Source organism: Fuscovulum ytuae, from assembly GCF_029953595.1.
In the GTDB taxonomy this organism is placed as follows: domain Bacteria; phylum Pseudomonadota; class Alphaproteobacteria; order Rhodobacterales; family Rhodobacteraceae; genus Paragemmobacter; species Paragemmobacter ytuae.
This window is the reverse complement of sequence record NZ_CP124535.1, coordinates 3,849,640-3,869,949: the sequence shown is the minus strand read 5'-3', so window position 1 is coordinate 3,869,949 and position 20,310 is coordinate 3,849,640. Positions and strand designations below refer to the sequence as shown.

At 64.8% G+C, this 20,310-nt stretch carries 17 protein-coding genes; 7 read left to right on the top strand and 10 right to left on the bottom strand.

Annotated elements, in window-relative coordinates; genetic code table 11:
- Positions 1-17 precede the first annotated feature (17 nt).
- The 6 genes from upp to QF092_RS18485 form a co-directional block, all read right to left on the bottom strand.
- Positions 18-650 carry a uracil phosphoribosyltransferase gene (gene upp, locus QF092_RS18510; protein ID WP_281466330.1) on the bottom strand — a complete coding sequence of 211 codons (633 nt, stop codon included), beginning with the start codon at positions 648-650 and terminating at the stop codon, positions 18-20.
- On the bottom strand, positions 643-1,620 hold the full coding sequence (locus tag QF092_RS18505) for an adenosine deaminase (protein WP_281470099.1): 978 nt from the start codon (positions 1,618-1,620) through the stop codon (positions 643-645). Before QF092_RS18505 ends, upp begins: the two co-directional genes overlap by 8 nt.
- Positions 1,621-1,628: 8 nt before the next feature.
- Positions 1,629-2,825 carry a phosphopentomutase gene (locus QF092_RS18500; RefSeq protein WP_281466328.1) on the bottom strand — a complete coding sequence of 399 codons (1,197 nt, stop codon included), beginning with the start codon at positions 2,823-2,825 and terminating at the stop codon, positions 1,629-1,631.
- Positions 2,825-4,132, bottom strand: coding sequence for a thymidine phosphorylase (locus QF092_RS18495; RefSeq protein WP_281466326.1), 1,308 nt, complete (start codon positions 4,130-4,132; stop codon positions 2,825-2,827). The genes QF092_RS18500 and QF092_RS18495 overlap by 1 nt, the downstream gene beginning before the upstream one ends.
- Before the next feature lies 1 nt (position 4,133).
- Positions 4,134-4,526, bottom strand: a complete 393-nt coding sequence (locus tag QF092_RS18490; protein ID WP_281466324.1) for a cytidine deaminase — start codon at positions 4,524-4,526, stop codon at positions 4,134-4,136.
- A gap of 146 nt (positions 4,527-4,672) precedes the next feature.
- Positions 4,673-5,767: a cupin domain-containing protein gene (locus tag QF092_RS18485; protein ID WP_281466322.1), complete on the bottom strand. Its 1,095-nt coding sequence runs from the start codon at positions 5,765-5,767 to the stop codon at positions 4,673-4,675.
- 139 nt (positions 5,768-5,906) lie between these two features.
- On the opposite strand from QF092_RS18485, the gene QF092_RS18480 reads away from it, so the two are divergent.
- The 4 genes from QF092_RS18480 to QF092_RS18465 all read left to right on the top strand — a co-directional run bounded on the left by QF092_RS18480 (position 5,907) and on the right by QF092_RS18465 (position 12,435).
- Complete coding sequence (locus QF092_RS18480; protein ID WP_281466320.1) at positions 5,907-8,198, top strand: NADP-dependent malic enzyme; 2,292 nt, start codon at positions 5,907-5,909, stop codon at positions 8,196-8,198.
- Positions 8,199-8,516: 318 nt separating this feature from the next.
- Entirely contained in the window at positions 8,517-10,409 is a 1,893-nt protein-coding gene (locus QF092_RS18475; protein WP_281466318.1) for a propionyl-CoA synthetase, read from the top strand.
- 170 nt (positions 10,410-10,579) lie between these two features.
- On the top strand, positions 10,580-10,957 hold the full coding sequence (locus QF092_RS18470; RefSeq protein WP_281466316.1) for a hypothetical protein: 378 nt from the start codon (positions 10,580-10,582) through the stop codon (positions 10,955-10,957).
- Positions 10,954-12,435, top strand: a complete 1,482-nt coding sequence (locus tag QF092_RS18465) for a sigma-54-dependent transcriptional regulator (RefSeq protein ID WP_281466314.1) — start codon at positions 10,954-10,956, stop codon at positions 12,433-12,435. Before QF092_RS18470 ends, QF092_RS18465 begins: the two co-directional genes overlap by 4 nt.
- 31 nt (positions 12,436-12,466) lie before the next feature.
- Here the strand turns inward: QF092_RS18465 and QF092_RS18460 are convergent, their stop codons facing one another.
- The 3 genes from QF092_RS18460 to QF092_RS18450 all read right to left on the bottom strand — a co-directional run bounded on the left by QF092_RS18460 (position 12,467) and on the right by QF092_RS18450 (position 15,375).
- Positions 12,467-13,867: a PepSY-associated TM helix domain-containing protein gene (locus tag QF092_RS18460; protein WP_281466312.1), complete on the bottom strand. Its 1,401-nt coding sequence runs from the start codon at positions 13,865-13,867 to the stop codon at positions 12,467-12,469.
- Positions 13,868-13,926: 59 nt separating this feature from the next.
- Positions 13,927-14,310, bottom strand: coding sequence for a hypothetical protein (locus QF092_RS18455; RefSeq protein WP_281466310.1), 384 nt, complete (start codon positions 14,308-14,310; stop codon positions 13,927-13,929).
- A 297-nt stretch (positions 14,311-14,607) separates the two neighbouring features.
- A complete protein-coding gene (locus tag QF092_RS18450; protein ID WP_281466308.1) occupies positions 14,608-15,375 on the bottom strand; it encodes an NAD kinase in 768 nt (255 codons plus the stop codon).
- Between the two features lie 225 nt (positions 15,376-15,600).
- Here QF092_RS18450 and glyA point away from each other — a divergent pair, with 225 nt between their 5' ends.
- The 3 genes from glyA to QF092_RS18435 all read left to right on the top strand — a co-directional run bounded on the left by glyA (position 15,601) and on the right by QF092_RS18435 (position 19,881).
- A complete protein-coding gene (gene glyA, locus QF092_RS18445; RefSeq protein WP_281466306.1) occupies positions 15,601-16,896 on the top strand; it encodes a serine hydroxymethyltransferase in 1,296 nt (431 codons plus the stop codon).
- Between the two features lie 112 nt (positions 16,897-17,008).
- Positions 17,009-19,030: an oxidoreductase gene (locus QF092_RS18440; protein ID WP_281466304.1), complete on the top strand. Its 2,022-nt coding sequence runs from the start codon at positions 17,009-17,011 to the stop codon at positions 19,028-19,030.
- Positions 19,027-19,881 carry a DUF817 domain-containing protein gene (locus tag QF092_RS18435; protein ID WP_281466303.1) on the top strand — a complete coding sequence of 285 codons (855 nt, stop codon included), beginning with the start codon at positions 19,027-19,029 and terminating at the stop codon, positions 19,879-19,881. Before QF092_RS18440 ends, QF092_RS18435 begins: the two co-directional genes overlap by 4 nt.
- Here QF092_RS18435 and QF092_RS18430 read toward each other — a convergent pair.
- Entirely contained in the window at positions 19,863-20,246 is a 384-nt protein-coding gene (locus QF092_RS18430) for a hypothetical protein (protein WP_281466301.1), read from the bottom strand. The two genes, QF092_RS18435 and QF092_RS18430, sit on opposite strands and share 19 nt — an antisense overlap.
- Positions 20,247-20,310 lie beyond the last annotated feature (64 nt).

Genomic DNA, 20,310 nt, shown 5'->3' with positions numbered 1-20,310 from the left:
AAAGGGGTGAGATTACATTATTTTGTGCCGAACATGCGGTCGCCCGCATCGCCTAGTCCCGGCACGATATAACCGTTCTCGTTCAGATGACTGTCCACCGCCGCCGTCACAATCGGCACATCGGGATGCGCCGCCTTCATCCGGGCGATTCCCTCTGGCGCGGCCAAAAGGCACAGGAATCTGATCTCCTTCGCCCCCTTGGCTTTGATCAGGTCCACCGCCGCCGCACTCGAATTCCCCGTGGCCAGCATCGGATCAACAACGATGGTCACCCGATCTTCCAACTGCTCCGGCAGCTTGCAGTAATACTGCACCGGTTGCAGCGTCTCATGGTCGCGATAAAGCCCCACGAACCCCACCCGCGCCGCCGGGATCAGTTCCAAAATGCCATCCAGCAGCCCATTCCCCGCCCGCAGGATCGACACCAGCGCCAGCTTCTTGCCCTCAATCGCCGGGGCATCCATCTCGCAAAGCGGCGTCTCGATCCGCTTCGTCGTCATCGGCAATTCGCGCGACACCTCATAGGCCAGAAGCAGGCTGATCTCGCGCAACAACTGCCGAAAGGACGCGGTCGATGTGTCCTTCTCCCGCATCAAGGTCAGTTTGTGCTGGACCAGCGGATGGGTGACGACAGTGAGATGGTCAAGCATTCCGGGCCTCCAGCTTCTTTCTGATGCGTTCCCGCGTATCGCCATCGCAGAAGGCCGCGTCAAGCGAGGTCCGCGCGATCCCGTCGAAAACCCCCTCATCCCATTCGAATGCGGCGTTCAACCGATCATATTCCCGCGCCATGGTGGTGTGAAAGAACGGCGGATCATCGGTCGAGATGGTCACCTTCACCCCCCGCCGCCAAAGTTCGCCAATCGGATGCTTGCGCCATTCCGGGTAAATCCCCAAGGCGATATTCGACCCCGGACAGACCTCCAGCACAATCTCGCGCTCGGCCAGTTCATCCACCAGCGCAAGGTCCTCAATGGCCCGCACGCCATGCCCGATCCGCTCCACCCCCAGATCGCGCACCGCATCCCGCACGCTGTCGGGTCCCCCCCATTCCCCCGCATGCGCCGTCAGCCGCAACCCCGCCTCGCGCGCGCACTCAAAGGACCACAGGTAATCCTTGGGCTTGCCCACCTTTTCATCCCCGGCGATGCCAAAGCCCACGATCCAATCCCCCGCCGTCTCAGCCGCACAAAGCGCCGTCTCGCGCGCCTTTTCGGGGCCGAAATGCCGGATACAGGTGATGATGCCCCGCAAGGTGATGCCCATGTCGCGCTCGGCCTTGTCCGCCGCCTCGCGCATCGCATGCAGATATTCCCGCCACGCCCCCACATCCCGACCGCCGCAAAAATCGGGGGACAGGAAGGTTTCGGAATAAACCACGCCCGATTTCGCGCTTTCCTCCAGCACCGCAAGGGTCAGCCGCGCATAATCCTCGGGGCTGGTCAGAACCGATGTCGCTGCCTCATAGACCTTCAGGAAATCCCAGAAATCCTTGTATTTGTAATTGCCCCGCTCGTCGAAAATCCCGCCGATATCGGCCTTCTTTTCGCGGGCCAGCCCCCGGATAAAGGCAGGCGGTGCCGCCCCTTCCAGATGCAGATGCAATTCCACCTTCGGCATGTCGGTGATCACAGGACACTCCTCCCCGGCCCCATGGCCGCAACCCCCAGATGCGCCGCGACAGACGCCCCCACATCCACAAACCCGCACAGGCCGAAAGACCCCGCCCCCGCGCCATAACAGACCACCGGCACCCGCTCGCGCGTATGCTCCGTCCCGCGCCATGTCGGGTCATTGCCATGATCGGCGGTGAACACCGCCAGATCACCGGGAAGCAGCCGCGCCAGAAACGCCCCCACCCGCGCGTCAAACCATTCCAACTGCCGCGCATAGCCCGCCACGTCGCGGCGATGGCCGAACGTGCTGTCAAACTCCACAAAGTTCGCAAAGGTCAAGGAACCGACCTCCGCCTCGCCCGCCAAGCGATCCAAATGATCGAAAAGGGCAGCATCGTCCTTGCCCTTATGCAGGTGGCTGATGCCTTGATGGCTGAAGATATCCCCGATCTTGCCCACCGCATGGGTCACCCGTCCCGCGCCTTGCACCCAATCGAGCAGCGTGGGCGCAGGGGGCGCAATCGCGAAATCCCGCCGGTTCCCCGTCCGGTGAAAATCCCCCGGCACACCGATAAAGGGGCGCGCAATCGCCCGCCCCACCTTCATCGCATGCAGGCGCGGCGCAAGGTCCCGGCACAGGCTGACCAACCGCTCCAGCCCAAAGGCCTCTTCATGCGCCGCGATCTGGAACACGCTGTCCGCGCTGGTATAGCAGATGGGCCACCCCGTCCGCAGATGCTCTGCCCCCAGCCTGTCGATGATCTCGGTCCCCGAAGCGTGGCAATTGCCAAGGATACCGCCCACCCCCGCCAGACGGCAAACCTCCGCCACCAGATCATCGGGGAAAGCAGGCAGCGTATCGGGGAAATAGGCCCAATCCCACGGTACGGGCACCCCCGCCAATTCCCAATGCCCCGACGGTGTATCCTTGCCCCGCGACACCTCCGTCGCCGCCCCCCAGCGCCCCACAGGCACCGCCGAAAGCCCCGGCATATCGTCACCTGAGGCAAGCCGCACCGCCGCCCCCAACCCCAGCGCATCCAGATTGGGCACCCGCAGCGGCCCGCTGCGCCCCAGATCGGCACGGCCCTCCGAACAGGCCGCCGCGATATGGGCCAGCGTATTGGCCCCCGCATCGCCAAAGGCCGCCGCATCCGGCGCGCCGCCGCAACCCACGCTATCCATCACGATCAAAAAGGCCCGCGCCATCACCCCACCCGCCGCAGCACAAGGGGCGGCTCTTCCGGGGCCGAGGTCGCGATGCGATAGGCCGCCTGCACCGCCTTGACCGCCGCCTCCGCCGCCGCCTCATCCGCCGCATGAACAAGGGCAAGCGGCACATCGCGCGCCACCCCCTCGCCCAGACCCGCCATATCCGACAGGCCCACCGAAGGGTTCACGCGATCGCCCTCCCGCAATCGGCCCCCGCCCAGATGCACCACCGCCTCGCCCAAGGCCCGCCCATCAATCGCCGCAACGAACCCGTCGCTCTCGCAGGGCACCTCCACCACCACAGGCGCGGCGGGCAGCCGATCCGGCCAACGTTCCACGAAATCCGCAGGCCCCCCCTGCGCCGCCACCATCCGCCCAAACCACTCCGCCGCCTGCCCGTTTTCCAAGACGGCGATGATCCGCGCCTCACCATCCTCGGCATCCGCCGCCAACCCGCCCAGCGCCAGTGCCTCGCCCCCCAAGGCCGCCGTCAAATCCCACAGCGCCGCATTCACCGACGTCCCCGTCAGCGTCTCCATCACCTCGATCACCTCCAGCGCATTGCCCGCCGCCGTGGCCAAGGGCTGGCTCATATCGGTGATCAACGCCCGCGTCATGCAGCCCGCCCCCTGCGCCGTCGTCACCAACGCCTGCGCCAAGGCCTCCGCCTTCTCCAGCGTGTCCATAAAGGCACCCGACCCGCATTTCACATCCAGAACCAGCGCCTCCAACCCCGCCGAAAGCTTCTTCGACAGGATCGACGCCGTGATCAGGTCCACACTCTCCACCGTCGCCGTCACATCGCGGATCGCATAAAGCCGCCGATCCGCAGGCGCGATCTCGGCGCTTGCCGCCACGATGGCACAGCGCACCGCCCCGATCTGGCGGCGCAACTGATCCTCGCTCAGCCCCGTGCGAAAACCGGGGATGGATTCCAGCTTGTCCAGCGTCCCCCCCGTATGGCCAAGACCCCGCCCCGAAATCATCGGCACATAGGCCCCGCAGGCCGCCAAGGCCGGGGCGAGCAGCAGCGACACGCAATCCCCGATGCCCCCCGTGGAATGTTTGTCCACCACAGGCCCGTTCAGATCCCAGTCCAGAACCCGCCCAGAATCCCGCATCGCACGTGTCAAAGCCACGCGCCCCGCCTCGCCCAAGCCCTTCAGCAGCACCGCCATGGCAAAGGCCCCGGCCTGCGCATCGCTGACCGTGCCATCCGCCAAGCCCCGCGCGAACCATCCCAGTTCCGCCGCCGAAGGTTGCCCGCCATCCCGCAACCGCGCGATGATCGCCCGCGCGTCCACCTTACGCCCGATCCATATGCGCGGCGGTAAAGACGCCGGGCAAAAGCTCCGCCACCGTCATGACGCGCGATGTGCCATCCGTCGTGCAAAGCGTGACCCGCACCTCCTGCCCGGCGAATTCCGCGATCTTCTGGCGGCAGCCCCCGCAGGGCGGCACCGGGTCTGGGCTGTCGGCAATCACCAGAACCTCGGCAATCCGCGTCTCGCCCCCCGCCACCATGGCCGCAATCGCGCCTGCCTCGGCGCAGGTGCCTTCGGGATAGGCCACATTCTCGACATTGCAGCCCACAAAGACCGCCCCCGATGCCGTCCGCAACGCCGCCCCCACTTTAAAGCGGGAATAGGGCGCATAGGCCTTTTCACGAACCTCGGTCGCAGCGGCAAGAAGGGACATAGGGGGGAACTCCTGAAGGAATTTCTGACCAATCGGTCACAGTCTGGAAGCCCGCGCCCGGATTGGCAAGCGGTCCTGCAAGCCCCACCGTCGTGGGGGGTCTTTGCGCCCCCCCCTCGCCGCTCCCAAGTCACGCCGCCGCCGGATCAGACCCTGACCGTCACAGGCGCCCCCGGCAACGTCACCTCCAGAAGTTCCAGATCGGCAGAGGGGTCGGCATAGCGCGTGGCCATCCCCGGCGGGATGACAAAGGCATCGCCCGGCGACAGGCGATAAGGGTCCTTCCCCTCGCCCTCCAGCGTGAATTCCCCCGCCATCACGAAGGTGAAAAGGATATCCCCCTCATGCCGCGTCCAGACCGTGTCCCCCCCATCCGGCCGCGCCACCATCACCGAGGCGACACCCTTCGTCGCATCGCAAATCCCCGTATCCCGCGCCACAAATCCCGGCAGGCGGAAGGGCGCGAACACCCCCTCTGCCCCCTTGTCATAGACAAAGCGCTGCCCCTGCCACTCCCGGTCAGGCCGCAGATGCGGGGTCGGCAATTCCATCTCGTGGTCGATCTCGGTGATATGCTCCGCCGGAACCCCGATCTCGATCACCTCGATCCCATCGCTGGCATGCAGCACGCGATGCCGAATTTCCGGCGGCTGGATGAAACAATCCCCAGCGGTCAGCCGGATCGGCGGGCCCTGATCCTCATAGACCACATCCACCCAACCATTGATGCAGAAGATCAGCTGGAACCCCACCTTGTGGAAATGCACCATATCCGGCACCGGCCCGCCATCCGGGATGCGGATATGGCTTGCGATCATCGCGCCGCCCAGCCGCGACGGCACCAGATCGCGATACTGCATCCCCGCCCGCCCGATGATCCAAGGCGCCTGTTCCGCCAGCCTGCGCACGACAAAGGCATGTTCCGTCTTGGGCAGCACCAGCGGCGGGTTGGCCTGATCGATCTCTACCCGCGTGCCGTTCGGCGCGATCAAAAGCCGCTCGCCCCCCGCGAACCCCTCTTCATCCGTCAGGATACGCACCGTGCCGGGATGTTCCACGGCTCCCTTCTGGATGCGCAGCCGCAGCCCATGGCCCGACAGCACCGCCACCTCCGGGTTATCGGCCGGATAGATCATGTCCAGCCGGAACCCCAGTGTCTTGGTCCAGAATGGCAGGTCATCGCGCAATTCCTGCGTCGGCAGTCGCACCTCAGCCCGCGTTTCGCCCTTGACCTCGAACATCTTGCCCTCCCTTTCGGCCCGCAAAGAATGGCCGCGCCCGACGGGGATTTGCAAGCCGCCCCGAAAACGCCTATTGGAAAGCGTGGGAACTGGTTCGACGCAAAGTAGTTTAACGTTGAACAAACGGGCGGAGGGCGCGATGGACGAACAGGCAAAGGGCGACGGGCGGGACAATGCACGCCAAGCAGCGCTCGACTATCACGAATTCCCCAAGCCCGGAAAACTCGAAATCCGCGCCACCAAACCCTTGGCCAATGGCCGCGATCTGTCCCGCGCCTATTCCCCCGGCGTCGCCGAGGCCTGCCTTGAAATCAAGGCCGATCCCGCCACCGCCAGCCGCTACACCGCGCGCGGCAATCTTGTCGCCGTCGTCTCCAACGGCACCGCTGTCCTTGGCCTTGGCAATATCGGCGCGCTCGCATCAAAGCCGGTGATGGAAGGCAAGGCCGTCCTCTTCAAGAAATTCGCCAATATCGATTGTTTCGACATCGAATTGAACGAACCCGACCCTGTGAAACTGGCGGACATCGTCTGCGCCCTCGAACCCACCTTCGGTGCGATCAACCTTGAGGACATCAAGGCCCCCGACTGCTTCATCGTCGAAAAGCTCTGCCGCGAACGGATGAACATCCCCGTCTTCCACGACGATCAGCACGGCACCGCCATCGTCGTCGGCGCCGCAGCCACCAATGCCCTCATCGTGGCGGGCAAAAAGTTCGACGAGATCAAGGTCGTCTCCACCGGCGGCGGGGCGGCGGGCATCGCCTGCCTCAACATGTTGCTGAACCTCGGCGTCAAACGTGAAAATGTCTGGCTCTGCGATCTGGCCGGGCTGGTCTATCATGGCCGCCAGGATCAGATGACGGCCCAGAAGGAAGAATTCGCCCAAGGCACCACACCCGCCACCCTGATGGACGTGATCGAAGGGGCCGACCTCTTCCTCGGCCTTTCCGGCCCCGGCGTACTGACGCCCGAGATGGTGTCGAAAATGGCCCCCCGCCCCATCGTCTTTGCCCTCGCCAATCCCACGCCCGAGATCCTCCCCGATCAGGTCCGCGCCGTCGCACCCGACGCGATCATCGCCACCGGCCGGTCGGATTTCCCCAATCAGGTGAACAACGTCCTCTGCTTTCCCTTCATCTTCCGTGGCGCGCTGGATGTGGGGGCCACGGTCATCAACAAGCGGATGGAACTGGCCTGTATCGAAGGCATCGCCGCCCTCGCCCGCGCCACCACCAGCGCCGAGGCCGCCGCCGCCTATTCCGGTGAAAAGCTTTCCTTCGGCCCCGAATACCTGATCCCCAAACCCTTCGACCCCCGCCTGATCGGTGTCGTTGCCACCGCCGTGGCAAAGGCCGCGATGGAGTCGGGCGTCGCCACCCGCCCCATCGACGACCTCGACGCTTATAAGAGCAAGCTCGACGGCTCCGTCTTCAAATCCGCCCTCATCATGCGCCCGGTTTTCGAGGCGTCAAAGGCCGCCGCCCGCACCATCGTCTTTGCCGAAGGCGAAGATGAACGCGTCCTGCGCGCGGCGCACGCGATGATGGAGGAAACCAACGACATCCCCGTCCTCATCGGCCGCCCCGAAGTGGTCGAGATGCGCTGCGAACGCGCAGGCCTGCCCATCCGCCCGGGCCGCGACGTGCATCTGGTGAACCCCGAAAACGATCCCCGCTACCGCGATTACTGGGGCACCTATCACGACCTGATGGCCCGTCGTGGCGTGTCCCCCGATATCGCCCGCGCCGTGATGCGCACCAACACCACCGCCATCGGCGCGGTCATGGTGCATCGCGGCGAAGCCGATAGCCTGATCTGCGGCACCTTCGGCCAATATCACTGGCACCTGAATTATATCCGTCAGGTTCTGGCGCGCGGCGGCCTGCATCCGGTCGGCGCCCTCTCGCTGATGATCCTCGAAGATGGCCCCCTCTTCATCGCCGACACGCAGGTGAACCCCGAACCCACGCCGCAGCAGATCATGGAAAGCGTGATCGGCGCTGCCCGCCATGTCCGCCGCTTCGGCCTTGTGCCGAAAATCGCGCTCTGCACACAAAGCCAATTCGGCAACATGGACAATTCCGCCGCCCAGCGGATGCGCGCCGCGCTTGAACTCCTTGACGCCCGCGAACCCGATTTCTGCTACGAGGGCGAAATGAACGTCGACAGCGCCCTCGACCAATCCCTGCGCGACCGCCTCCTTCCCAATTCCCGCATGGATGGCGCGGCCAATGTCCTTGTCTTCGCCTCCACCGATGCCGCTGCCGCCACGCGCAACATCCTCAAGATGAAGGCCAACGGGCTGGAGGTCGGGCCGATCCTGATGGGCATGGGAAACAAGGCCCATATCGTCACCAACTCCATCACCGCGCGCGGCCTTCTGAACATCTCCGCCCTCGCAGGTACGCCGGTCACCCATTACAGCTGACCGCTGCTCCTTCATCTTGGCCAAAATACGCAACGCGACGGCGGCCCCCCGCGCCGCCGTGGCAAACCGGGCACCGCGCCCGCTGCCCCGGAGGATGGGCAATACGGCCCATCCTACCCTGAGTCGTCGCAAAATTTGCAAATCCCGCCTCTCTTCGCGCCGTTTGGCGAAGCCGCGCTGGATTTGCAAAAATTTGCAGACCGCACTTGCAATAATCTGCAAACATATTGCCGCACCCGGCCCCTGTTTCCGGTAACAGCATTGCGCGCGCCCCCCCGCCTCGCGTAACAAAACCCAACTCGTGGAGGAGGGCATACAATGGCATACCGTGAACTCTATGCGAAATGGCAGTCCGACCCCGAAGGCTTCTGGCTGGACGCCGCCGGGGCGATTGATTGGGTGGAACGCCCGCAAACCGCGCTGAACGCCAGCCGCGCGCCGCTTTACGAATGGTTCACCTCGGCCTCCGTCAACACCTGCTGGAACGCCGTCGACCGCCACGTCATCGCAGGGCGCGGGCAGCAACCCGCCATCATCCATGACAGCCCCGTCACCGGGACAAAACATGTCATCACCTATGCCGAACTTCAGGACCGCGTCGCCCGCCTCGCTGGCGCGCTCAAGGCCAAGGGCGTCACCAAGGGCGACCGCGTCATCATCTACATGCCCATGGTCCCCGAAGCGCTGGAAGCCATGCTCGCCTGCGGTCGTATCGGCGCGATCCATTCCGTCGTCTTCGGCGGTTTCGCGGCCAATGAACTCGCCGTCCGCATCGACGATTGCACGCCCAAGGCCATCATCGCGGCCAGCTGCGGGATCGAACCGAACCGCGTCGTGCATTACAAGCCGCTCCTCGATGCTGCCATCGACATGGCCGCCCATAAGCCCGATTTCTGCGTGATCCTTCAGCGCGAACAGGAAGTGGCCAAGCTCGTCGAAGGCCGCGACGTTGCATGGCACAGCTTCCAATACGGCGTCGAACCCGCCGATTGCGTGCCCGTCGAAGGCAATCACCCCGCCTACATCCTCTACACCTCCGGCACCACGGGCGCGCCCAAGGGCGTTGTCCGCCCAACGGCGGGCCATCTCGTGGCGCTCGCCTGGACCATGCGCGCCATCTACAATTGCGGCGTGGGGGACGTGTTCTGGGCCGCCTCTGATGTGGGCTGGGTCGTGGGCCACAGCTATATTTGCTACGCACCACTCATCGCGGGCTGCACCACCATCGTCTATGAAGGCAAGCCCGTCGGGACCCCCGATGCGGGCGCCTTCTGGCGCGTCATCGCGGAACACAAGGTCCGCTCCTTCTTCACCGCCCCCACCGCGCTCCGCGCGATCAAGCGCGACGATCCCGAAGGGCTGCTGGTCAAGGATTACGACCTGAAGAACCTTCAGGCCCTCTACCTCGCTGGCGAACGCGCCGACCCCGATACCGTCAACTGGGCAGGCCGCCATCTCGGCGTGCCGGTGGTCGATCACTGGTGGCAGACCGAAACCGGCTATGCCATCGCGGCCAATCCCCTTGGCATCGAACAGCTGCCGATCAAGGTGGGCTCCCCGTCCGTCGCCATGCCCGGCTTCGATGTGCAGGTGCTGGATGAAGGCGGCCATCCCGTGGCGGCAGGCCAGCTTGGCGCCATCGCGATCAAGCTGCCGCTGCCCCCCGGCACCCTCCCCACGCTCTGGAATGCCGAGGAACGGTTCAAGAAATCCTACCTCACCCATTTCCCCGGCTATTATGAAACCGGCGATGCGGGCTATATCGACGAAGACGGCTATCTCTACATCATGGCCCGCACCGATGACGTGATCAACGTCGCAGGCCACCGCCTCTCGACCGGCGCGATGGAAGAGGTGCTGGGCTTCCACAAAGACGTCGCCGAATGCGCCGTCATCGGCATCTCCGACACGCTGAAAGGACAATCCCCTTTGGGCTTCCTCTGCCTCAACAAGGGCTGCACCCGCCCGGCGGATGAGATTGTGAAGGAATGCGTGGCCCTGATGCGCGAAAAGATCGGCCCCGTGGCCGATTTCAAACGCGCCCTCGTGGTGGATCGTCTTCCCAAGACGCGCTCGGGCAAAATCCTGCGCGGCACCATGGTCAAGATCGCCGACGGGCAGGATTTCAAGATGCCCGCCACCATCGACGATCCCGCCATTCTCGACGAAATTCGCACCGCCCTGCAAAGCCTCGGCCTTGCCAAGGCCTAACGAAAACGCGCGGATCACCGCCAGAGGCGGCGCGGCGGGGATGTCAGGTCTTCGCCGCCACTAGACAAAGACAGGCACGCCGATAGTCTGGGGGGCATGCAATACTTTATGCCCTGCCTCCCGACCTCGCCGCGCGCTCCAAGCCGCGGGCCTGACCAAGGCGCGCGCCCATGATCTCTGCCGATCCGACCGTCATCCTTGGCGATGGAAAACGTCTGGCCGATATTCTGGCCCTAGCCGGTCCCGACACCGCGCCCCTGATCCTGCGCCAGATGGAGCTTGATCTGGCCGCCGTTGAGGCCGCCATCTCCCCCGCGCTGCGCAGCCGCGACTGGACCGCGATCCGCGCCCAGACCCATGTCCTTATCTCGCTCGCGGGCACCATCGGCGCCGACCGTCTGCATGCCGCCGCCATCGATTTGAACGTCGCCGCCCATGACCGGGCCGAGGCGCATGTCACACGCCTCGGCCCGCCCCTTCTGTCCGATCTGGCCCATCTTCGCGCGGCCCTCGCCGGGCGCGATAGCCCGCAAAACGTTGCCCCATGACCGACCAGCCGCCCCTCCTGCTGATCGAGGATACGCCCTCGCTCCAGATGGTCTACCGCGCGGTTCTGACCAATGCAGGCCACGCCGTGCGCTGCGCCGGAACCGCCCGCGAAGGCCTCGCTGCCTTCCGTGAAAGCGGGGCGACGGTCGTTCTACTCGACCTCATGCTGCCCGATCGCGACGGTCTGGAACTGATGCAGGACATGCTCACCCTGCGGCCCGAGGTGAATGTGATCGTCATCACCGCCAACGGCTCCATCAGCAAGGCGGTCGAGGCGATGCGCGGCGGCGCCTATGAATTCCTCGTCAAACCCTTCGACGAAACCCGCTTCCTCGGCGCGGTTGAAAATGCGCTGGCAGGCCGCGGCCCGCGCCGTGCCAGCCCCGCCTCCCCGCCAGCACCGGCCCAGCCTGCACCCACCCTCGCCCCATCCCCATCGCAGGCGGCCCCAACCCAGCCCCTTGCCGCCACCATCCCTGCCCCGCACCGCCCCAATGCCCTCGCCGCCACCGGCCTTTTCGTCGGCTCCTCCGACCGCATGGCCCGCATCCATACCAAGATCCGTTCCGTCGCCCGCTCCATGGCGACCGTCTTCATCACAGGCGAAAGCGGCACCGGCAAAGAACTCTGCGCGCTGGCCGTGCATGACAATTCCCCCCGCGCCTCTGGCCCCTTCATCGCGCTCAATTGCGGCGCGATCCCCCAGGACCTGCTGGAATCCGAAGTTTTCGGCCATATGAAAGGCAGCTTCACAGGTGCCATCTCCGACAAGCCGGGGGCCGCCGCCGCCGCCGATGGCGGCACGCTCTTCTTGGATGAAATCTGCGAAATGGCCCCGGCGCTGCAAACCAAACTGCTGCGCTTCCTGCAAACCTCCACCGTGCAGCCCGTAGGGGCCACCCGCCCCCGCAAGGTCAATGTCCGCATCGTCTGCGCCACCAACCAAGACCCGCTCGATGCCGTCCGGCGCGGGCAATTCCGCGAAGACCTCTATTATCGTCTCTTTGTCGTGCCGATCCACATGCCCCCCCTGCGGGAGCGGGGCGATGACGTGATCGAAATCGCCGAAGAGGCGCTCGCCCGCTTCGCCTCCGAAGAAGGGCGCAAATTCGACGGCCTCTCGCCCGAGGTGGCCGCCCTCTTCCGCCGCCTGCCTTGGCCCGGAAATGTGCGCCAACTCCTGAACGTCATCCGCCATATCGTGGTGATGAACGAAGGCGGCCCCGTGACACTCGACATGCTGCCCGACATCGTCTCGGACGAAGGCACCAGCAACCGCCCCACCGCCTATACGACCCTCGCCGCCCCCGAACCGATGGTCGAGGCGCTGGTGGGCAAACCCTTGGCCGAAATCGAACGCTTGGTGATCGAAGCGACGCTCCGCCGCTTTGACGGATCGGTGCCCAAGGCGGCCCGCATCCTCGACCTCGCGCCCTCGACGCTTTATCGCAAGATCGACAGCTGGAAAGAGGCGTAGGGCGGGGGTTAACCCCGCCCCACCCTTGGTCTCAAGACAGAACCCGCCGCAGCCTTGGCATCTGCCGCAGCAGCACAAGGTCCAGCACGATCACCGCCGCAATCGCCGCGCCGCCCAAGGGGAAAGCCACCCCCAGCGCCACGACCAAGGCCGCCGCCGCCCACCAGAAGGCCAGCCCCTGCGGCGCAGGCGGCGCGGCAAGCCGCAAGGCCCCGTCCGGCCGCCGCTTCCACCACATCACCAGCCCCGACACGGGCAGAAAGATCATCGACAGGCAGAAGACCGTGTTCAGCGCAAGGTTCCACAGCCCCATATCGCCCTCGTGAAAGGCGATGCCATAGGCCATCGCCTTGGCCCAAGGGCTGTAATCGGCATAGCCCACATCGGCCAAAACATTGCCCGAATACTGATCAATATGGATCGTGCGATCCGCGCTTGGGTCCGGCCCGTCATTCGACATGCTGTCATGGCTGATCGTCCAGACCGCCGTCTCCTCACCCGGAATGGCCAGCTGGAACCGCCCATCAAAGCCAAGCCCGCGCGCAAAGGCCACGACGCTGTCGATCTCCACCGCCCCCGCCACGGCAGGCAAACCCGCAAGTGACCCGCTTTCCGGAAGCGGCGTCTGTTCCAGACCCCAAGGCACTTCCTTCGCCGCGCCGTGGTTCATATCGGCATGGGTCTTGTCGGACAGCGGCGCATCCCATTTCTCCGCCGGAAAGGTGGACCAAGCCTGCACCATCTTGCCGCCCCAGATGCCCGCCCAGCTCAGCCCCGAAATCAGGAAGACCAGCAGGATCACCGACATCCACATCCCAACCGCGCCATGCAGCGCCTTCCATGCGCCGCGCGACGAGAAGGCCAGCTTCGGCAACAGCGCCGCGCGCCATGTCGTCCCCCCCCGGACCGACGGGCGCGGCCAATGCAGCCAGACGCCCGTCACCACAAGGATCACGCCCAAAGACGCCGCCGCCTCGATCAGCCAGTCGCCCAGATCCCCGATCAACAGCGTGCCATGAATCTCGGTCGCGAAATCATACCAGCCCGCGCGCCACGGGAAGGTGTCGACCACCGCACCCGTATAGGGGTTCAGCAGCACGGTCATGTCACCGCCCTCGCCCGTCACCTGAAACACCGCCACCCGATCCGGCCCCATCGGCTCGATATAGGTCACGGCCACACCGCCCGGCACCGCGGCCTCTGCTGCCACCTCCAGCGCGGAAACCGCCATCGCCGCTTCGCCCGGGGTGACAATTGTCCTTTCGCCATTGATCTCGGTCATCGCCGAAACCCACAGCATGATCAGGCCGGTCACCGCCAGCATCATCAGGAAGGGAAACACGTAGAGAGAGCAGTAGAAATGCCAGCGCCACACCGTGAAATAGCGCCGTTCCGTCGCCGTCCGGGCGACATCTTCCGTCGTGGAAACCATCTTGGTTCCTCCTTGTCCATGAGCAGGCCACCGCACCGCGCGGCAGCCGGAAAATCGCGTCAGGAAAGGGGAAAGGACGGGGGGCCCCGCGCCGGGGGAAAGAGAACGGGTTGCGATGGGACGGCAGGCGCGACACGGGCATAAACGATGGTTTCAGCCTGCCCCGTCAGCCGAAGGATGACGCCCTCTGCCATCGGCACAAGCGCGCCCGCCTTTTGCAACACGCAGGCCGGGCATTCGATCAGGGCATGGGCAGGCCCATGCCCGCCTTCCCCCGCCACATGGCACAGGTCGTCCAGCGACCCGCCCGCCGCAAGGAACAGGGACAGCGCCGCCGCCTCCCCCGGCCGCTCCACCGGGCGATGCGCCGCCCCCGTCCCGGCCAACACAAGGGCCAGGATCAGGGCCAGCGCGGCCCGCAGCAGCCATGGAAAGCGCGTCATCACCATGGATGCAGCGCTAACGTATCTTATCCCCACCGATCAAGGGCCAAAGGCCCGACGATCCGCGCGAAAAAGGTGCTGCTTAATGGGTGGCGGTCATGATCATAGGAAATGACTATAACCATCCCTCCAAACCCCGCCGAACCACGGAAATTTGCCCCGACTCACCCGCAGAAAGTGGTTAACGCCCGTTTTCCCCACCGCGCGTGGCCACAGAATGCGGCACAAGATGCGGCACAAATCAGGGCACAGCCGTTTTCCGCAGAACCGGGCAGTAAAGGCAGCGTTCGCAAGGGGTTAGACGAACTGCTCGTTGATCAGCCGCTCTTCCAGTCCATGGCCGGGATCAAACAGGATGCGGTGGCGCACCTCCGGCTCTGACCGGATCTCCACGCTCGCCACCTCACGCACCGATCCCCGGCTGTCGGCATCCGCCATCACGGGCCGCTTGGCCGCCTCCAGCACCTCCAGCCGCACGATGGATGTCTTGGGGATCAAGGCCCCCCGCCAGCGCCGTGGCCGAAAGGCCGCCATCGCCGTAAGCGCCAGAACATCCGCCCCGATGGGCAGGATCGGACCATGCGCCGAATAGTTGTAAGCCGTTGATCCTGCTGGCGTTGCCACCAAGGCCCCATCGCAAACCAGCTCTTCCATCCGCACCCGGCCATCCACGATGACCCGCAGTTTTGCCGCCTGCGGCCCGGCGCGCAAAAGGCTCACCTCATTGATGGCCAGCGCCTGATGCACCGTGCCATCCACCCTCACGGCCCGCATCCGCAACGGGTTGATGACCGCCTCCTCGGCGGCGGCCAACCGCGCGGGCAGATCGCCGGGCTGATAGGTGTTCATCAGGAACCCGATGGTGCCGCAATTCATCCCATATACGGGCAGCGACAGCGCTTCTGTCTCATGTAGCGTCTGCAACATGAAGCCGTCACCCCCTAGGGCGACCACAACATCTGCCTTCTCCACCGCCACCTGCCCATAACGCGCCGTCAGCACGCGCAGGGCCTCCGCCGCCGCCGGCGCGGGCGAGGCTGTAAAGGCAATCCGTGCAAAGGCCATCGCAATTCCCCTCATCCGCCCCCGGCCATCCTTGCGGGTCCGCCGCGCCAAACTCAACCCCTGCAAAACGTTCCAAACCGCCCCTTGCGTTCCGATACGCACATTTATTTCGCACGAGCCTCGTTTGAAGTCGTTTTCCTGCCTTCCCGCATCGCCCCCCTTGCGTTATCTGCTCCCCAAGCCCGCAAGCACCCCCCTGCAAGAACCCTCACTAAGGAGGTCCCCATGAACGCTCCCCACCGCGACACCGGATTCTTCACCGAACCGCTCGCCACCCGTGACCCGGAACTCTTCGGCGCGGTCACTCAGGAACTTGGCCGTCAGCGGCACGAGATCGAACTGATCGCGTCCGAGAACATCGTCTCACGCGCCGTGATGGAGGCTCAGGGCTCCGTCATGACCAACAAATATGCCGAAGGCTATCCCGGCAAGCGCTACTACGGTGGCTGCCAATATGTTGATATCGCCGAGAATCTTGCCATCGAACGTGCGTGCAAGCTCTTCGGTTGCAGCTTCGCCAACGTCCAGCCGAACTCTGGATCGCAGGCCAATCAGGGCGTGTTCCAAGCGCTGATCCAGCCGGGCGACACGATCCTTGGCATGTCGCTTGATGCTGGTGGCCACCTCACCCATGGCGCGGCCCCCAACCAGTCGGGCAAGTGGTTCAAGGCGGTGCAATACGGCGTGCGCAAGCAGGACCTTGAACTGAACTACGATCAGGTCGCGGAACTTGCCGCCGAACACAAGCCCAAGCTCATCATCGCAGGCGGCTCGGCCATCCCGCGCGTCATCGATTTCAAACGGATGCGCGAAATTGCCGACAGCGTCGGCGCCTATCTCCTTGTAGACATGGCACATTTCGCTGGTCTCGTGGCGGCGGGCCTGTATCCCTCGCCCTTCCCGCATGCCCATGTGGCCACCACCACCACGCACAAAACCCTGCGCGGCCCCCGTGGCGGCATGATCCTGACCGATGATGAAGCCATTGCGAAGAAGGTGAATTCCGCCATCTTCCCGGGCATTCAGGGTGGCCCTTTGATGCATGTGATCGCCGCCAAGGCCGTGGCTTTCGGCGAGGCGCTGCAACCCGATTTCGTCACCTACCAAAAGCAGGTCATCGCCAATGCCAAGGCTCTGGCGGATGAGTTGATGAAGGGCGGCCTCGACATCGTCACCGGCGGCACCGACACGCATCTGATGCTGGTCGATCTGCGCCCCAAGGGTGTGAAGGGCAATGCCACCGAAAAGGCCCTTGGCCGCGCCCATATCACCTGCAACAAGAACGGCATCCCCTTCGATACCGAAAAGCCCACCATCACCTCCGGCGTCCGCCTTGGCACGCCCGCAGGCACGACGCGCGGCTTCGGCGAGGGTGAGTTCCGCCAGATCGGCCGCTGGATCACCGAAGTGGTGGACGGACTTGCCGCCAATGGCGAAGAGGGCAACGCCGCAGTTGAGGCCAAGGTCAAGGCCGAGGTGGAGGCGCTCTGCCACCGCTTCCCGATCTATCCGAACCTCTGAAACCCCTGCATTTTCAGGAAAAAGGGGCGCAGGTCACAGCCTGCGCCCCTTTGTCATTGACGCCGCCTCCTGCGCGAGCCACCATTGACTGAACAGTCAGTCGCAGGTCCGAATGTCGCCCGATCCCCGTTACGCGCCTCTGTTTCAGCCGCTTCGCATCGGCCCCGTGACCGCCCCCAACCGCTTTTGGCAAGTGCCGCATTGCTCCGGCATGGGCAACCAGCACCCCGCCACACTGGCCGCGATGCGCGGGATCAAGGCCGAAGGTGGCTGGGGCGTGGTAAACAGCGAATATTGCTCCATCCATCCCACATCCGACGACACCCCCGCCCCCTATGCCAGCCTCTGGGACGATGGCGATACCGCCAACATGGCCGCCATGGCCGAGGCCGTCCACAGCCACGGCGCGCTTGCCGGGGTTGAGCTTTGGCATGGCGGTGGACGCAGCGCCAATGTCCTAAGCCGCGCGGCAGGCCTTGGCCCCGAAAGCATTCTGTCGGATACCGCCCCTTGGCAGAACCAGCGCATGGATCGTCAGGATATCAAAGACTTGCGTGACTGGCATCGCGCCGCTGCCCTGCGCGCCAAGGCCGCCGATTTCGACGTGGTCTATGTCTACGCCGCCCATACCTACCTGCTGGCGCAATTCCTTGACCCGGCGCTGAACGCCCGCGCCGATGACCATGGGCGCGATTTCGACGCCCGCACCCGCCTGATCCGCGACCTTCTAGCCGACACCCGCGATGCCGTAGGCGACCGCGCCGCCATCGCCATCCGCATCGAAGTGACGGATGAAGACGGCCGCGGCGCCGAAGCCCGCGCCGAATTCCTTGGCCAGATCGCCCCCCTTGTGGATGTGTTTGACGTCACCATCCCCGACTACGGGGTGGAAATGGGCCCCTCCCGTTTCGTCAAGGAAGCCGCCCTAGAAACCCATGTCGGCCATATCCGCAAAGCAACGGGCAAACCCGTCGTTTCCGTTGGCCGTTTCACAAGCCCTGACACGATGCTGTCGCAACTGCGCCGCGGCATCCTCGATTTCATCGGGGCCGCCCGCCCGTCCATCGCCGACCCCTTCCTTCCGGCAAAGATCCGCGACGGGCGGCTTGATGACATCCGCGAATGCATCGGCTGCAACATCTGCTACGCTCATGACGGCCTCGGCGCGCCGATCCGCTGCACCCAAAACCCCACGATGGGCGAAGAGTGGCGGCAGGGCTGGCATCCCGACCGCGTCCCCGCCCTGATTGGCCAAGCCGATCCCGTGCTGATCATCGGCGCTGGCCCTGCGGGGCTTGAGGCGGCCGTCACCTTGGGCCAGCGCGGCATCCCCGTGGTCTTGGCCGAGGCAGGCGAACCCGGCGGCCGCGTCACGCGCGAGGCGCGCCTTCCCGGCCTGTCGGAATGGGGCCGCGTGATCGATTGGCGACTGACCCAGATTGGCAAGCTTTCGCAGGTCACGCTTTATCCCGGAAGCGCGATGACAGCCGATGACATCCGCGAAACAGGTCTTGCCCATGTCATGATCGCCACTGGCAGTCTCTGGCGTGCCGACGGGCGCGGGCGCAGCAATCCGGGCGGCGTGGCGTCCTTTTCAGGCCCAAACATCCTGACGCCGGATGAGGTGCTGAATGGCGCAAGGCCCATGCAGGGCCCCGTCGTCATCTTTGATGATGAAGGCTATCACATCGCTGCAGGCCTGGCCGATCTGCTGGCCGCCGAAGGCCATGCGGTAACCTATGTGTCCCCCGCGGGAACTGTCGCGGAATGGACCACTTACACCGTCGAACAAACCCGCCTTCAGGCGCGGCTGATCGAACGGGGCGTCAGCCTGAAGCTTGGCCAGATCGTCACCGCCCTTGCCCCCGATAGCGCCACCCTCGCCTGCGCCTATACCGGGCGCGAAACCTCCATTCCTTGCGTGACGCTGATCCCGGTGACCTCGCGAGAACCTCAGGACGCGCTTTATAATGCCCTGCAAAACAAGGGCTTGGCCACGCTTCGGCGGATTGGCGATGCCCGCGCGCCGGGGCTGATCGCGCATGCGATCCACGATGCCCATGGTGCCGCCCGCGCCCATCTGACAGCGCAGCCTCCACCCCGCCGCGAACGCCCCATCATCGCGTCCTCATGATCCGCGACACCCGCAGCCTTGAACATCGCCTTGGCGACGCGGCCCGCGCCCGCCTGCCCCTGCCCGTGGCCGAGTTCACGCTGTTCGTCCTGAAACAGGGCTGGGCCTGCCTCTTCGGCGGGCTGATGCTCGCCGCCATCATCGCCTCGCGGCTGATCTGGCAGCCCGATTGGCCGATCCACCGCTATGACGCGCTGTTCCTCTTTGCCCTTGCGACGCAGGCAGTCTTCCTTTGGCTAAAGCTGGAAACATGGGAAGAAGCGCGGGTCATCTTGCTGTTTCACCTGACGGGAACGGCGATGGAATGGTTCAAGGTCGGCGCAGGCTCTTGGGCCTATCCCGAACCCGCCCTGCTTAAGGTGATGGAGGTGCCCCTCTTCTCCGGTTTCATGTATGCCGCCGTCGGCAGCTATATGGCCCGCGTGATCCGCATCTTCGACATGCGCTTCACCCCCTATCCGCCCTTTGCCCTGACGATCCTGCTTGCAGTGGCGATCTATGTGAACTTCTTCGCCCACCACTTTCTGCCCGATATCCGCATCGCCCTTTTTGCGGCAACGGTGGTTCTTTACGCACGCACTCGTGTCTGGTTCCGCATCACCGACCGGGCCCACTGGATGCCCCTCCCCCTTGCGGCCTTCCTTTCGGCGCTTGCGCTTTGGGTTGCCGAAAATATCGGCACGGCCACCGGGACATGGCTTTACTCCGGGCAGACCCCTGGCCAATTCGTCAGCTTGGGAAAGCTTGGCGCGTGGTATCTCTTGCTCTACGTGTCCTTCGTCACGGTGACCGTGGTAAGCCGCAGCGCGCTTGGCGGTCCTGCCCCCGCGCGTCAGATCAACCCGGCATAGGCAAGGCCCACACCCAAAACAACGACCGACGCGACCGCCGTCGCCACACCGGTCACAAACCGCCAAACCGACGGTCCCGGTGGTCGCACACGCCCCGGCTCGATCGCCTGAAGGTGGCGCAGCAGAACACGATAATCGTCGTCAAATCGGTGCGCGTCGACATCCACGATCCCGGCAGAGCGCCTTGCCAACTGCCCCGCCGCCGCCAAACGCCGCCCCGCCGCCCGCGCGTCATAAGGCAGATGGCGGCTTGCATGCCGCAGGCCCGCCTCAAGCGAGGTGCCGGCCTTGACGCCGACCCGCTCTTCCAGCAACGCACTGATGCGTTCCGCCTTCTGCAAAATGATGACTGCCACGGCAGGCATATACATACCCTTGAATAGATTATGGCAGAATAAAGGCTGTATTGAGGCAGGACAATGCCAAGAC

Bases quoted from the DNA above. Each gene is read 5' to 3' on its own strand.
- QF092_RS18430 (WP_281466301.1), bottom strand. From the start codon at position 20,246: ATGCCTGCCGTGGCAGTCATCATTTTGCAGAAGGCGGAACGCATCAGT.
- QF092_RS18450 (WP_281466308.1), bottom strand. From the start codon at position 15,375: ATGGCCTTTGCACGGATTGCCTTTACAGCCTCGCCCGCGCCGGCGGCG.
- QF092_RS18465 (WP_281466314.1), top strand. From the start codon at position 10,954: ATGACCGACCAGCCGCCCCTCCTGCTGATCGAGGATACGCCCTCGCTC.
- QF092_RS18505 (WP_281470099.1), bottom strand. From the start codon at position 1,620: ATGCCGAAGGTGGAATTGCATCTGCATCTGGAAGGGGCGGCACCGCCT.
- upp (WP_281466330.1), bottom strand. From the start codon at position 650: ATGCTTGACCATCTCACTGTCGTCACCCATCCGCTGGTCCAGCACAAA.
- QF092_RS18440 (WP_281466304.1), top strand. From the start codon at position 17,009: ATGTCGCCCGATCCCCGTTACGCGCCTCTGTTTCAGCCGCTTCGCATC.
- QF092_RS18460 (WP_281466312.1), bottom strand. From the start codon at position 13,867: ATGGTTTCCACGACGGAAGATGTCGCCCGGACGGCGACGGAACGGCGC.
- QF092_RS18480 (WP_281466320.1), top strand. From the start codon at position 5,907: ATGGACGAACAGGCAAAGGGCGACGGGCGGGACAATGCACGCCAAGCA.
- QF092_RS18500 (WP_281466328.1), bottom strand. From the start codon at position 2,825: ATGGCGCGGGCCTTTTTGATCGTGATGGATAGCGTGGGTTGCGGCGGC.
- QF092_RS18455 (WP_281466310.1), bottom strand. From the start codon at position 14,310: ATGACGCGCTTTCCATGGCTGCTGCGGGCCGCGCTGGCCCTGATCCTG.
- QF092_RS18435 (WP_281466303.1), top strand. From the start codon at position 19,027: ATGATCCGCGACACCCGCAGCCTTGAACATCGCCTTGGCGACGCGGCC.
- QF092_RS18470 (WP_281466316.1), top strand. From the start codon at position 10,580: ATGATCTCTGCCGATCCGACCGTCATCCTTGGCGATGGAAAACGTCTG.
- glyA (WP_281466306.1), top strand. From the start codon at position 15,601: ATGAACGCTCCCCACCGCGACACCGGATTCTTCACCGAACCGCTCGCC.
- QF092_RS18475 (WP_281466318.1), top strand. From the start codon at position 8,517: ATGGCATACCGTGAACTCTATGCGAAATGGCAGTCCGACCCCGAAGGC.
- QF092_RS18485 (WP_281466322.1), bottom strand. From the start codon at position 5,767: ATGTTCGAGGTCAAGGGCGAAACGCGGGCTGAGGTGCGACTGCCGACG.
- QF092_RS18490 (WP_281466324.1), bottom strand. From the start codon at position 4,526: ATGTCCCTTCTTGCCGCTGCGACCGAGGTTCGTGAAAAGGCCTATGCG.